The 14,854-nt window shown below is 38.5% G+C and carries 7 protein-coding genes and 1 pseudogene; 6 read left to right on the top strand and 2 right to left on the bottom strand.

From position 1 onward, the window contains the following. The first annotated feature begins 20 nt into the window (after positions 1-20). Complete coding sequence (locus tag EU510_RS04505) at positions 21-2,363, top strand: alkaline phosphatase D family protein (RefSeq protein WP_149592439.1); 2,343 nt, start codon at positions 21-23, stop codon at positions 2,361-2,363. Between the two features lie 242 nt (positions 2,364-2,605). Further along, positions 2,606-6,067 (top strand): TonB-dependent receptor, encoded by a 3,462-nt coding sequence (locus EU510_RS04500; RefSeq protein WP_149592438.1) that lies wholly within the window; start codon positions 2,606-2,608, stop codon positions 6,065-6,067. Between the two features lie 638 nt (positions 6,068-6,705). Here the strand turns inward: EU510_RS04500 and EU510_RS04495 are convergent. Beyond that, on the bottom strand, positions 6,706-8,631 hold the full coding sequence (locus EU510_RS04495; protein ID WP_149592437.1) for a CRTAC1 family protein: 1,926 nt from the start codon (positions 8,629-8,631) through the stop codon (positions 6,706-6,708). Between the two features lie 676 nt (positions 8,632-9,307). Between EU510_RS04495 and EU510_RS04490 the strand changes: the two genes are divergently transcribed. Next, entirely contained in the window at positions 9,308-11,671 is a 2,364-nt protein-coding gene (locus EU510_RS04490) for an alkaline phosphatase D family protein (protein ID WP_149592436.1), read from the top strand. Between the two features lie 114 nt (positions 11,672-11,785). Further along, positions 11,786-12,152: pseudogene (locus EU510_RS04485) on the top strand (helix-turn-helix domain-containing protein); the annotation flags it as partial. 210 nt (positions 12,153-12,362) lie between these two features. Here EU510_RS04485 and EU510_RS20005 read toward each other — a convergent pair. Then, the gene (locus EU510_RS20005; RefSeq protein ID WP_262501193.1) at positions 12,363-12,494 is read right to left on the bottom strand and encodes a hypothetical protein; all 132 of its coding nucleotides are present in this window, start codon (positions 12,492-12,494) and stop codon (positions 12,363-12,365) included. Between the two features lie 539 nt (positions 12,495-13,033). Here EU510_RS20005 and EU510_RS04475 point away from each other — a divergent pair. After that, entirely contained in the window at positions 13,034-14,056 is a 1,023-nt protein-coding gene (locus tag EU510_RS04475) for a zinc-dependent alcohol dehydrogenase (RefSeq protein ID WP_149592435.1), read from the top strand. 31 nt (positions 14,057-14,087) lie between these two features. Continuing rightward, positions 14,088-14,852: a 2,5-didehydro-3-deoxy-L-galactonate 5-reductase gene (locus EU510_RS04470; protein ID WP_149592692.1), complete on the top strand. Its 765-nt coding sequence runs from the start codon at positions 14,088-14,090 to the stop codon at positions 14,850-14,852. The last annotated feature ends 2 nt before the right edge of the window (positions 14,853-14,854 follow it).

Genomic DNA, 14,854 nt, shown 5'->3' with positions numbered 1-14,854 from the left:
TAATAGATAAGAGATCTCAAATGAAACGGAGAAACTTTTTAAAGTTAAGTGCAGGGTTAATCGGTTCTAGTATGTTGTCTGGTTGCGCTGGATTTTTTGCATCATATCGCGCAGAATTTGCATCAACATCTCCCCTAGATAATTCGAGTTTTGAGGAACAAATCTGGTTAGGTAAACCATTTTGGGCAAATCGGTTACAAGATTGGCGACGTATAGGTAACGAATTACAGTGCACACGAGAAGGTAAAAGTTTTGAAGCCCGTACTGTGTCGTTATTAACACGTCAGCTAAATAACACCTTACAAAGCGCACGTTTAAAGGCGACTGTACGGAACTTAACCCCCGGTAAAGAGGGTTTTTGTGGTTTTTTATTAGGCATAGGTAAAGGTGAGCTAACAGCGAAAGGTGCTGCACTAGCTCAGCGAGCTGGTGGGGTTAACGGAGGAATAATAGCTGCGTTTGATAGTTCAGGTAAGCTATCTTTTCGTCAGTTTGACGATGAAAATAAGTCACTCGAGTTTACAACAATAAATCGAGATTTGTTTAGTTTAAATCAGTATCAGGATGGTTCATCTATTATTTTGGACTGTCAACTTGACCCAACTGATGCAAATCATTTTGACATTCGTCTAGCAGCGATTAACTCAGCTACAGGGCAAGAACTTGGCTTTGGTGTTTTACACAATGTTGCTGCAGATAAATTACAAGGTGGGATATCTTTATTAAGTTCATCTAACCCTTACAAAGTCGGTGCGCGTTGGGGGTTTAGTAATATTGAAACTGGCGGTGAAAAAATCACTGAAAACAATCGTAACTCATTAGGGCCTGTGATGGGCTGTATGTACACGGTTAATAAACATGAATTACGTATGACGTGTCAATTAATGCCTGTTAATTTAGATATAATCAAACAATTACGTCTAGAATTTAAATCTGAAAATGAACAGCGTTGGCGAGCTGGAGCCTCTGGAATTATTGAAGATGGATTTGTAGCAAAGTTCTCATTAAATAACTGGGACTATTTATCGACCTATCAGTACCGCATTGTTGATGATGCTGCTCCAGATATAACGCTTTATTCAGGTTTAGTTGCAAAAGATCCGCAAAATTCCAAAGAATTCAAAATTGCCCTTTATTCATGCATTATTCCAACATCAAAAAGTTTAGATAATACCAATTATACTCGCCTGATAGCTAAAGAGCGTGATATAGGTCGTTATACTAAGGACAACATTTTATTCCCTCATACTGAGCTAGTTGAAAATGGGGCCTTTCATGAACCCGATATGTATGTTTTTTGTGGCGATCAATACTACGAAACGTATCCAACACGCTATGGACGTGATACCAAAGATGCAAAACTTGACACACTCTACAAGTGGTATCTGTGGTATTGGGCGTTTGCACACAGCATTAAAGATAAACCCACAATTATTTTGGCCGATGATCATGATGTGCTGCAAGGAAACTTGTGGGGAAATAGTGGTGAAAATTCCGACATGCCAAAAGAAGCAGATGGCGGCTTTAAGTGGGATAAAGATTTAGTACGCATGGTATACCGCATTCAACATGGGCATAACCCAGAACCTTACGATGCAACACCCATTAAGTACGATATACCAGTAGCGTATGCTGCGTTCGAATATGGCGGGATAAGCTTTGCCATTGTGGAAGATCGTAAATTTAAATCACCACCTGATTATAAAGCAGATAAATTAAATACCACAGGTGAGTTACTTGGTGAGCGCCAAGAAGCATTTCTAAAAGATTGGCAAACAATGCACCCCGGCAAACCTAAAATTTGTATTACAGCTTCTATATGGGGTTCTCCTCAGACGGATAAAAATGGCCAACCGTTGATTGATCATGATTCAAATGGATATCCCGCGGATGGGCGAACACGTGCCGTTAAGCTTGTGAGTGATGCTAACGCATTGGTCATTGCCGGAGATCAGCATTTAGGCTTGTTAGCCTATCAAGGGATTGATAATTACGATGATGGCAGCTTGTTTTTTGCAGGCCCAGCCAGTGCTGCATTTTGGCAGCGTTGGTTTGAACCAGCAGTTCAACTACCTAATCAAAGAAATAATGATAAAAATACAGGCGATTTTATTGATAGTTTTGGTAATAAAATGCGTGTTTTAGCTGCAGCTAATCCAAAAGTGAGTCACCAAGAGTTTGCTGAGCAAAATAATTCATGGGGAAAATTTTTGGCTGATAGAATGCTTAAAAGTGAAGGCTACGGCATTATTAAAGTAAATCATCAGCAACAACACTATCAGTTAGAGTGCTGGGAATGGAATACCAACCCTGCAACTGGTAAACAATTTTCAGGCTGGCCATATGTTAAAAATTTTAACTGATTTAATTTATAAATTAACTTTAATAATTCGGTTTATAACGAGGTTTTAGCTTTCTAGACTATTTAAAAGTTAATTTAGAACAGATAGATACCGTGCGAGGTTGGTTGTAGTTGCTGCTTCGCATTTTTTATAATTAAATTAATATTGTTAACAAAATACAGTTGACAATGAGTTGCATCTCATACTATTGTTTACAAAATGATAACCTGACAACATAATAAAACCTTCAACGGGGAACACACATGACAACCATAAAGAAAACTTTCAAATTAAGCGCATTGACAGCTGCGCTATTTGCTTCGAATTTGATTTATGCACAACAACAAGAAAATGAAAAAACGAAAACCGAAGATGATATTGAGATCATTGAAGTAAGCGGTTTAGCTGCAAGTGTAAAAAAATCAATAAACGATAAACGCTTCGCTGAAAACGTGGTTGATTCAATTAATGCTGAGGATATTGGTAAATCGACAGACCAAAACATCGCAGATGCGCTATCGCGTGTAACGGGTGTTTCAGTACAGACTGTCGATGGCGAAGGCGCACGAGTGACTGTTCGTGGTGCTAACTCTCAGCAAAATAATATTAGTATGAACGGTGTACAGCTAGGCTCGACGGGCTATAGCCAAGGTGTCGATTTATCGCAGTACTCATCAGATATTTTGTCTAAGATTGAAGTTGTAAAAACTCCAAGTGCCGATCATGAAGAAGGTGCATTAGGTGCGAATATTAACTTAACCACAACAAAGCCACTCGATTTAAATTATGAAATAAACACCATGACGCTCGAAGGCCGTTACAACGACCTGTCAGAAGAAGATAACTATAAAGTGTCAGGTACTTTTTCTCGTAAGTTTTTTGATGATACGTTTGGTGTGGTTGTTACAGCTGTTAAAGAAACCAATGCTTATCGTAAAGATCAATACTCTGCAACAGAGTGGTTTGCGACAGAGTCTCCTCTTGCAACCGATACTAACGGTAATGTTGTCGAAAATGCTGTCGGTATTACGCCGCGTAATGTTCAATATCAATATCATGAAAGTCAAAATGACCGTGTCAATTTAAATTTAGGTCTACAATGGCGTGCTTCAGAGGATACTGAATTTAATTTTAATGCCATTATCGGTAAGCAAGATATTAATAACTCGATGCATGGAATTAATACTCGCTCAGTTGAAACTAAAAACTTAGTGGAAGGTGAGGATCCAGGTTTGGCAGGTGTAACTGCTGCGTTTACAGATCCAGAACAAGATTGGCGAACAATTGATCTAGAAACTAATACTTTTACTAAATTTGTAAATCGTTTCGGCAGCGGTGGCTTAGTGCAATCTGAAGGTGATTTTGAAAATAATAATCAAATATTTTCGTTAGATATGAAGCATAACTTTAGTGATTCATTAACTATGGATGCGGGAGTTGGTTACTCAAAAACAGAACAAATTCCCAATAACTCTGTGTATGTGGGGTTACAAAATTTTGCGAATATTAGTGCATGGAGTTTAAAAAATGTTCCACCTGAAGATATGGAACCTGTTGGTTATGATTGTAGTAGTGGTCTGTGTAATTTAGTAACCGGTACGGGCTTAATTGACTATGGCGAAAATAATACCTTTGGTGATCCAGAAAGCTTATGGGATAACTATAGCACCACAGGATTTAACCCTGACGAATTAAACGCTCAACACTTATCATATATGAGCAGAACTTTAAATCAGGTCGAAGATGAACAAAAGTCGTTATTTGTAGATTTTGATTACGTCTTAGACTCAGATAACTTTCGGTCAATTGAGTTTGGTGCTAAATGGTCTAAACGTTCTAAGTATGTGGATGCCCAGCAAGGTACATTTAATAACGTAGGCGAAGGGGTTGTGGTAACAAATCCAAACACCGGTTTGCCAGCAGTACTTGGCAGTGGCCTGCGTGATATTACCGGTGAAATGATAACCGATGGTGAAGAATTTCCAGTTGATGACTTTATGGCTGGCCTCGGTTATAGCCGCGATGCTGTGACAGATGGTTGGAGTAGTTTCTCTGCATTCAAAGCATTTGAAGTCGCTCAGGGTAGCTCTGAGGTGGAATTTAATACTGATGATTCAAATACTCGCAATACAGAATTAGATAACCTAGCATTTTATACTAAATTAAACTTTGAATTGATGGATGGCAAGATCACCGGTGACGTAGGTGTTCGCTATGTCAAAACTACGGTTGAAGTTCAAGGAGCATCTGGTGTGCAGTTTGCTTTTGACCCATCAAATAATGCACGTTTAATGGACCCATTTAAACTTGCAGAACTTCGTGATACCAGCTTACCACTTTGTTCACCTACCAAGTTTTATGGTGCTAATTATAACGAAGAAATTCGTTGGTCACGTGTCGATGGTTTAGGCTATGACACCCTAGGTACTAATGATAAAAAAGATGATATTGTTATTCCAGATCAGGGTCCATGCCATGATCCAAATGCAATTCAAGGTAGTGAATTCGAATCTGAATGGTATTTATGGCGTCACTCTGATGTATCTACAGAGAAACATTGGATTTACGGTGAACGAGTTTATGATGACACAGGCAATTTATTACCTACGGAAGATAGAAGCTTACGTTCATTTACTGTTACGGATGAACACGAGTATGATTTATTCTTACCGAGTTTAAACTTAAATTATTTATATAGTGAAGACACAATCATTCGTTTTGCCGCATCAAAAACGATGGCACGCCCACAAATTGATTCTCTTCGCCCAGGCTTTAAAGTGAGAGAAACACAATGGGGTGGTGAAAATAGGAATAATTCTATTACATTAACTAACCCTAAATTAGATCCACTTGAATCGTTTAATCTAGACATATCATATGAGTGGTACTTCAATGAATCGGGTTTATTAGCCGCTACTTTATTTTATAAGGATATGACTAATTTCGAAGAATCAGAAACTATTGTCACTTATATGGATGATTTGCGTGGTGTTGGGTTAGCTGAAGGGGAAACATACGATCCAAACGATCTCGTACTGATTGCTGGCCAAGATAGCTTGGAAGGGTGTATGCCTAAACGTTTCCAAGGTGGTCAGGATTATGAGTTAGACTGGATGTATTCAGGTGATTTAGAGCAGATGTGTGCCAAATTTAATACTACGCGTATTAAAAATGGTAAAGGTGCATCTATCAAAGGTCTAGAGCTACAGTACATGCAAACCTACGACAACTTACCCGGCATTTGGTCTGGTTTAGGTATGCAGGCTAATTATACTTATCAAGATTCAGAGTATGACCAAGAAGTCTCTTCTATTGATAGCGATGTTAAAGTACCTTCATTAGCTGTTGCATATACGCCTGAGCATAGCTACAACTTAACGGGTTTCTGGGAGAAAAATGGTCATCAGTTACGTTTATCTTATCAAGGTACAACAGACCAGCTAGTGCAACGTTCTTGGGAGAATGGTTCGCTTTGGGAAGAAGGTCGTCAAACCCTTGATTTCTCAGCTAGTTATAAAGTTAATGATAATATCAGTGTTTCTTTCCAAGTCGCTAATTTAACAGATGAGGGAGTTAGACAATACTTTACTAGTCGATTCTTGCAAGCAGGAGGGGTGGCTTTTGATGAAGGTAGCCCACTTGAAGGTGACGCTACTAAATCGCGCACGGTTTATCAATATCATACCGGGCGTACATTTAGGTTGAATACCCGTATTAACTTTTAATGTAGAAGTTGGCCGCACTATTAAAGTGCGGCCTTTTTGTATCTGCTAAGAGCAAATACAATATACTCACTAAACTTACCTTTGAAAGACCGAATAACTTCTCTATGTACAAACCACTTAGTAATTTATAAATATTGGCACGACTTTTTACTTTAAATACAAAAAGTTAAATGACATTTTCAATATGAGGCTTGTACAAAAAGCTATATAGAAGAGATAAATAAGTTCCTTCTTTGGATTGAATCAAGCATTATTTTTATCGTACCTTTGTAAAATATGCCCATACCTAACTTGCTTATATAAGTTGTAATATTGCTTATGCTAATCATATCTACTTGATGAGCTAATTAAGTTTGAGAAGTATTTTTATAGAGAAGATTGAAATACAAAAGTAATCGATGATCATCTGTAGGCCCGTATGACAGTTATCTTGTTTGTATTTGCCTGATAGAGCTGCCTTACAAAGCAAAGTACCTTTTAATCAATTGGTCTAAACTTGATTGAACAAAGATAAAAATGAAAAATAAACAATAAATGAAAGGAGTGATATGAGAAACAATGAACGAGTGAAAAGGCCTGCAAATACTTAGGTATTTACAGGCCTTTTATTGATATACAGTGGCTAAAATAAAGACGTCCTAAAATTGGCCAACTTTAATTAGCATATCTGCGTTAATGTTATCTACTCTTTGTTGGCTACCATCGCGCCAAGTTACGATCACTGAAGTGACTTTTTTAGCTTTAGCTAAACCAAAATGAGCTATATTGAGTAAACTTTGAGAGTGCGATGCGCTGTGTGAGCCTATAACTTGGAGTTGCGATGCTGAGTCAGTTGTTAGTTGAATTTTTGCTCCGAGTGGATCAATCCCAGACCTTGAGTAGCCGACTCGCACCAATAAGTAATGACTATCAGCTAATAAGGTATTATTTTCATATAAATGCCATTTACCATTGTCATCATCACCACTGAGCAAATCGAGCTTACCATCTTGATTATAGTCAAAAGCAGCACCCATATCTCCGTGCGAGTCCTGGCCTAATTCGCTAGTCGCATTGTGAGTAAGCTCAGGCGTAAATGAATAGTCACCTTGGTTAACGAGTAAAACATCGGCAATGCGCTCTTTTAATTCACCAAACCTATACACCATAAAATCCATTTTGGTATCGTTGTTAAAATCTCCAGGTACCACACCCCAGTTATTCGAATTGGTAGCGACTGGAAGCTGCGCTGAAATATCTACAAGTTTGCCATTGTCATTACGTAACAGTACATCTGGTAAGGCTAAGTTTTGTGGCTCCCAGTTGCTTTTATAAGAGGTAATGTTTTTAAATGAGGCGCGTACATCCCAAGCAAGATTATCTGCAAGCATCCACTCAACACGCCACTGGCCATTACCTATATAACCAATATACCAACCTGTTTTATCAATCTTTACAGGAAAGCCTTGGGCACGGTTTTGTGTGATTTGGGCATTATTATCGGGGGTTTCGATCAGCTCTTTGTTTGCACCTAGATAAACAGGCATATGATTGAGTAATTTAGCGCGTGGGAAATGATAAAAATCGCTAAGAATTATATTCTCTTCTGCAATCAATGTAATGCCGTCGTGACTTTTATTACCTTCATCACGAATATCTAACCGTTTAGAGTGGTCATTAAATGAGATACTATTGTTAGCAATAGCATAGTGTAACTTGCCGCGAGCAAGGTAATAATCCATATCACCATCGTTATCAATGTCGGCTTGTGCCATTGCTAGCGTACCAAAGTAGTTTTTTGAGTTATCGGCTAATACATCTTCAGTTACATTGGTAAAGGTGAAATCGTTATTACCTTTGTAAATAATTAACTCACTGTGGCCGTTGAAGCCAAATATATCTAGAATGCCATCGTTATTATAATCGCTTAATAACACCCTCTCAGCGTGTAAGTTTTCAAATTTTTGTGAAGGGTGATAAATAAATTGTCCATTACCCTGGTTTTCGAACAATATATTTCGAGGTGTGTCTTCGTTCACCTGCTTGGCAGCATTGACTTGCATAAAATCAAGGTCGCCATCGTTATCTAAATCAATCCAGCGCACTGAGCGACCTCGAGCACCCATTTTTGATAATCCTGATTCGACAGTAACATCTGTAAATTTGCCATTATCATTACGAAGAAGCCTTTGAGGCTGTGGTGTTTGCCCATTGCCACCACCTAACGCAATTAAAATATCGTTGTCACCATCGTTATCGTAATCACCACTGGCCATACCATGTAGGTCAACTCGAGGATAAATATCAGGCTGTAATGTATATGTATTATCACCATTAGCCAAAAATAAACGTATGGGAGTTGAGTCATGATTCGTCAATAATAAATCATAATGTCCATCATTATCTAGATCTGAAATAGTAGGACCACCGTATTTCCAGTTTTTATCAGTTGTTAAACCCACTTCGACAGAGACATCCTCGAACTTAATTTTAGGTTGGGCTTGCGTACTTGTATTTTGAGTACTGCAGGCTGTAATAGAAAGCGCAATAGAGATAGTACTTAGTTTAAATAGTGTATTACTCATAGAAAAAGGTCCTTATAAGGTGTTGGTTTTGGGCTTAACCAAAGTGAACTCATTAATATAGCTTTCTAAGTTTTCAACAATGTCAGATAAGTTATCGACATTGTTGGTTACTTCGAGTGGTGCTTGCTAAAGGCTGCGCGAAAGTATTGACCAAGCTGACTTACCAGCTTGCTGCTGGGCTGAATAGATGCGCAGATTATAATCTGACATAGGCCTTTTTTTAATGAGGCAATAAGCGCTATAGCTAAGATTCGTGTATTTATTTTATAGTTATTTAGAAATGCCATAATGAATAGTAAATTGTGTTAATTGTTGACAATGTGTTCAGGTTACAGTTTTTTGTTATTACATAGCAACCTTTTTATATCTGTTATAAGTATTAAAATTTCTCTAAATATTGAGGCTTGATGGAAGATATTTGATCATATTATCGGTCGAGATCTTATGATACACCTAACGCTGCTAATAGGGATCGCTTATCTACGTAGTGGGGTATTATACTTATAAATCAATAGTTTATTTTATGGCAACTAGATTAAAGTTAACTAGTTCTTCTTTAATTTGAACGAGTAGATAAAATTTCTTAAACTTTTTTCAAAACAAATGCTGATATTTATTTAGAAAAGAGATATTGTTTGTTTACTGTTAACAATATTCAATAAGTGAGATTAAAATTATGAATAAAAACATATCTCGTCGTTCAGTCCTCAAAATGCTAGCAGCTGGTGTTGCTGCTACAGGAATTTCTGGTTGTACTAGTCATTTAGGTGCTATGACTTCAACAGTTACCCGAGGTACGAAGTCTCATCGCGATAATTGGCACAAAACGCATGATAGAGTTTGGCTCGGTAAACAATATTGGGCTAATCCAATGGAGGATTGGCGAGTTGTTAACGGGTCTGCTGAATGTATTAATAGAGGTGGTAATCGTAGTGTTCATTCGCTTACCCACCAAATAGCGCATCTTGATCAACCTTTTACAATGTCGGTGCAAGTATCTCGTTTAGAGCAAAACAGTAACGATGGTGGCGCAGGGATTCGTCTTGGTGCGAAAAGTGAACTCAATGAATACCGTAGTAATTGTTTTGTTCAACAGGGGTACGACCTAGGCATTAAAAATAATAATTTGGTGTTAGGGAATAATACAGTTCCTTTAATGGTTCCTGTAGGGAATCAAGATATTACTTTAACACTGACAGGGGCTCCGCAATCAGGTGCCATGGCTTTAAAGTTAACAGCTAGCTTAACCTTGTCTGGAAAAATTATAGGTACTCTCACTCATTTGACAGCTGCCTCTGAATTATTGGGTAATGTGGCTTTGGTTAGTAATTTCTCGATTCCATCCGTTACATATGAAAATGCACCTGAAGATAAATTGGGCGCACGTTATAAATTTAGTAATTGGACTATGCAAGGTGAAGCTTTTTCAGTAATAGATGAACAGGCGTTTGGTCCAATACTTTGGACCATGTATTCATTAAGCGATACATTGACAAATGAAGGCTTTGTGATGAAATTGAGTGCATACACAGGGCCAATAGGTGAGCAGGATAATCAACAATTAGAACTGCAAGTACAACGTGATAATCAGTGGGTCGCTATCGATTCGCAAGTCATAGACCATGATGGCTGGTTGGCGACATTTCGTATAGCCAATTGGGATGAAACACGCGATACGCCTTTTCGTGTTATATATCGTGAAAAACACACTGATGGTACACAAACCCCAGATATATATTCAGGAGTTATAAAAGCTAACCCAGCGAGTGAAAAATTACGAATGGCCGCGCTCACGTGCCAAAATGATTATGGCTTTCCGTACCAACCTGTTGCTCAAAATGTCGAAAAACTAAATCCTGATTTGGTGTTCTTTTCTGGTGACCAAATTTATGAAACCCATGGTGGGTTTGGTGTAATTCGTACCCCAGATAATTTAGCTATTTTAAATTATTTACGAAAATTCTATCAGTTTGGTTGGGCTTTCAAAGAGGTAATGCGGAATCAGCCGACAATTTGTTTACCCGATGATCATGATGTACTCCAAGGTAATTTGTGGGGTGAAGGTGGTGCAAGGATGGAAAACATTTCGAAAGATCCTTCAGCAAGTGTTTTAGGTGGTTACATTGATTCTGCACGTGTGATTAATATGGTACATAGAACGACTCTAAACCATCACCCAGATCCTTATGACCCAACACCAACCAATGGTATTAGCTCGTACTACGGGACGATGTTATACGGCGGTGTTGGTTTTGCCATACTTGCCGATAGGCAGTGGAAAAGTGGTCCAGAACGTATTAATGTTGCGGTTGGAGAAACAGGGCAAGATGAAGATCCGCTTTATTATAATCCAATATTTAATCCTCCTGGCTTAGACCTGTTAGGAAACCGCCAAGAGAACTTTCTTGTGAAATGGGGTAATGATTGGCGTGGACATAAATTAAAAGCGGTATTAAGCCAAACTGTATTTGCAGCTATTTCTACTCATCAGCCCTTACCTGATCGTTTCTTGAAGTATGATTTTGATTCAAGTGGCTGGCCTGCCTCTGCACGTAACCGTGCAATTGATGCAATGCGTGACTCTATGGCGTTACATATTTGTGGTGATACCCATTTAGGCTCTTTATCACAATATGGCGTAAATCAGCAAAGGGATAGCAATTGGGCTTTTTGTACACCAGCTATTTCTGCCGGTTGGCCAAGGTGGTGGAAGCCTGATTCTATGAAGATGCCTTATCAAAATCGCCCTGCACATGGGCTTGCTGAAACAGGCGAGTACAATGATACCTTCGGTAATAAGATTTATGTCTATGCGGTTGGTAATCCAGAGGTTGGAAAATCAAATAACCGCTATGTGAAAGCACATGAGAAAGGGAGTGGTTTTGGCTTTATTACATTTGATTCTGAAAAGCTGACATACACAATGGAAGCATATAAGTTTTTAATAGATATAGCCGATGGTAAAGTAAGTAATCAGTTTCCAGGATGGCCAGTAACTATTCATCAACAAGAGAATAAAGGCAAAAATATATTAAGTTAACTTATATGTATTAGTTCAGATAATATCTTACAATTCAACTTGAAAAAGTGAGAGTTACCCGTTTTGATAAAGGTGTCGAATCTTTAAATCAAAACAAACAAAAAGGTAACTCTCATGTTGCATACTAACAACCCAATCATAAAACACAAAGTTGGTTTACTTAACTTTGCTGAAGAACTAGGCAATGTATCAAGAGCCTGTAAAGTCATGGGCGTATCACGAGATACATTTTATCGTTATCAAGAACTCGTTAATGATGGGTATCGATGCATTAATCGGAAAGAACCGCCGTACACCAAATATAAAGAATCGCGTTGACGAAGAAGCATAGCAAGCCGTCATTAAATATGCAGTTGACTATCCTGCTCACGGCCATCATAGAAGTAGCAATGAGCTTCGTAAATTAGGCGTGTTTTTTTCAGGTAGTGGTGTTCGTTCAATCGTTAGCTATACGCTTATAGAAGAGCTACAAAAAGATCTGGATGAATGGATGGATTACTACAACAATGATCGGACTCATCAAGGGAAAGTATGTTGCGGTCGAACATTACTGTACCACTACACTTAAAACATTACTGTACTACTACACTTAAAACATTACTGGATGGAAATTCAACCGTATTATCTTAAAATTTGCCATTATTGTTTTTAAGTAATCGTTGTGGTTGAGGCTTGATGCCATTTCCGCCGCCTAGGCAATAAGTACGTTGAGATCGCCATCGTTGTCGTAATCACCGGCAGACATCCCATGAAGATCTTCGCGTGGAAAAATATCATCTTGTAGTGTGTATGTGTTATCGCCATTTGCCATAAACAACCGAATAGGAGTGGTGTCGTGATTTGTTAGTAGTAGGTCATAATAACCATCACTGTTTATATCTGCAATGGTAGGGCCGCCATACTTCCAATTTTTTGTGTTATTAAACCTGCTTGTTCAGATACGTCAGAAAAGACTACGTTGTTATTTGTTTTACTACTGGGCGTGTGTGTTTATATGTTTTGACTGCATCCCGCTTAGTTTAGAGCGCTGATAATCACTACGCTAAGCGCAGATTTATTGTTTTTAATCATTATTGTCCCTCTTTACATTGGGTTAATTGTTAACAATGTGGGCTATTGTTAAAACATACAAGTAAATTTTAGTAACTATTCTTAATGCTTTTTAACGTATTGGCTTTTGTGCTCTAAAGTTACATTAAATTTTGATAGTGGCTTTACATACAACTTATCTAGGTGTAAATTGTTAACAATAAACATATAAAGGTATGCAAATACATTTTTATATTCCTGGTATCGGCGTTGTTTTTAATGATGCATTACTGGGCCAGTATTTAATTAAACATTATTGAAGGTATAAAAAATATGCAAGCTGCACAATACATAGGTAATAAGTCATTTAATGTTGTTGAAGGCACATCAGTTAAGCCTCAAGCAGGCGAAGTTAGGCTAAGTGTTGGTTACGTTGGAATTTGTGGTACAGATATGCACATATATCACGGCGTAATGGATCAACGTGTATCTATTCCGCAAACAATTGGCCATGAAATATCAGGTGTTGTTGCAGAAATAGGTGAAGGTGTTGAAGGCTTTGCTGTAGGCGAAAACGTGGTAGTACGGCCATTAGATTGGTGTGGCGATTGTCCTACGTGTAATGCAGGCCATACGCATATTTGTCAAAACTTAAAGTTTATGGGAATAGATACGCCAGGTGCTTTTCAGTCAAGCTGGACAGTTAAAGCACGTACTTTACATAAATTACCAGCAGGTGTTGACTTAAAACAAGGCGCATTAATAGAGCCGTTATCGGTTGCGTGCCATGATGTACGACGCTCGCGCTTACAAGCGGGAGAGAAAGTTGTTGTGCTTGGTGGCGGGCCAATTGGGCAATTAGTTGCTGCGGTTGCTAAAAGTGTTGGTGCAGAAGTACTCGTGTCTGAGCCTAACGAAAGCCGCCGTGCTTTTGCCGATGAGCTCGGCGTTAAATCGGTTAATCCCATTGAAGAAGATTTAGCTGCCTATGTAGATAGCTGGACACAAACAAAAGGCGCAGACGTAGTTTTTGAAGTATCTGGCGTTAAACCTGCAATTGAGGCTATGACACAAATAGCTGGGCGACGTGGTCGTATTGTAATGGTTGCTATTCATAGTGCAAAACCAGAAATAGACTTATTTCAGTTTTTTTGGAAAGAGCTAGAGTTGTTAGGGGCGCGTGTATACGAAGCGGCAGATTTTGATTGGGCAATAGAGTTAATTTCATCGGGCCAAATAGATCTTAAACCTTTTATTAGTTCGGTTAGTTCGTTAACTGATATTGGTAGTGCATTTGCGAGTATGGATGGAAATCCAGAAGGTATGAAAGCGCTTGTTGAATGTAATCCACAATAATAAAAATTATAAAGGTATTAAAATGAATAATATGTTAGAAAAATTTAGCTTAGAAGGCAAAGTAGCCCTTGTTACAGGTTGTAAGCGCGGTATTGGTAAAGGTATTGCACTAGGTTTAGCACAGGCTGGCGCTGATATTATTGGTGTGTCTGCAAGCTTAGAGCTTGAAGGCTCAGAAGTAGAAAAAGAAGTTAAAGCCCTTGGCCGAAACTTTAAAGCCTATCAATGTGATTTTAGCGATCGTGATGCGCTTTATTCTTTTATTAATGATGTTAAAAGTGATTTTCCTAAAATTGATATTTTAGTCAATAATGCAGGTACAATCCTTCGTGCTCCTGCGGCTGAGCATGGCGATGATTTATGGGATAAAGTGATTGAAGTTAACTTAAATGCTCAATTTATTTTAAGCCGCGAAATAGGCAAACAAATGATAGAGCATGGCGAGGGTAAAGTTATTTTCACAGCTTCTTTGCTCACCTTTCAAGGTGGCATTACAGTACCAGGTTATGCAGCGAGTAAAGGCGCAATTGGCCAATTGGTTATGGCGCTTTCTAATGAATGGGCTGGCAAAGGCATTAATGTAAATGCGATTGCGCCAGGTTACATTGATACCGATAACACTGAGGCATTACGCAATGACAAAGAGCGTAATGCAGCCATCTTAGCGCGTATTCCACAAGGTCGATGGGGAAATCCTGATGACTTTAAAGGGCCTGCTGTATTTTTAGCATCTGAAGCGGCTAGTTATGTAAATGGCGCTATTTTATTGGTTGATGGCGGATGGATGGGGAGATAGTT

Origin of the sequence: Pseudoalteromonas sp. FUC4 (assembly GCF_008370255.1) — a bacterium.
Lineage (GTDB): Bacteria > Pseudomonadota > Gammaproteobacteria > Enterobacterales > Alteromonadaceae > Pseudoalteromonas.
The sequence above is the reverse complement of the archived record's forward strand: the minus strand, read 5'-3'. Positions and strand labels throughout refer to the sequence as shown.

Coding starts and splice junctions, on each gene's coding strand:
- EU510_RS04505 (WP_149592439.1), top strand. CDS start 21: ATGAAACGGAGAAACTTTTTAAAGTTAAGTGCAGGGTTAATCGGTTCT.
- EU510_RS04470 (WP_149592692.1), top strand. CDS start 14,088: ATGTTAGAAAAATTTAGCTTAGAAGGCAAAGTAGCCCTTGTTACAGGT.
- EU510_RS04500 (WP_149592438.1), top strand. CDS start 2,606: ATGACAACCATAAAGAAAACTTTCAAATTAAGCGCATTGACAGCTGCG.
- EU510_RS04475 (WP_149592435.1), top strand. CDS start 13,034: ATGCAAGCTGCACAATACATAGGTAATAAGTCATTTAATGTTGTTGAA.
- EU510_RS04495 (WP_149592437.1), bottom strand. CDS start 8,631: ATGAGTAATACACTATTTAAACTAAGTACTATCTCTATTGCGCTTTCT.
- EU510_RS04490 (WP_149592436.1), top strand. CDS start 9,308: ATGAATAAAAACATATCTCGTCGTTCAGTCCTCAAAATGCTAGCAGCT.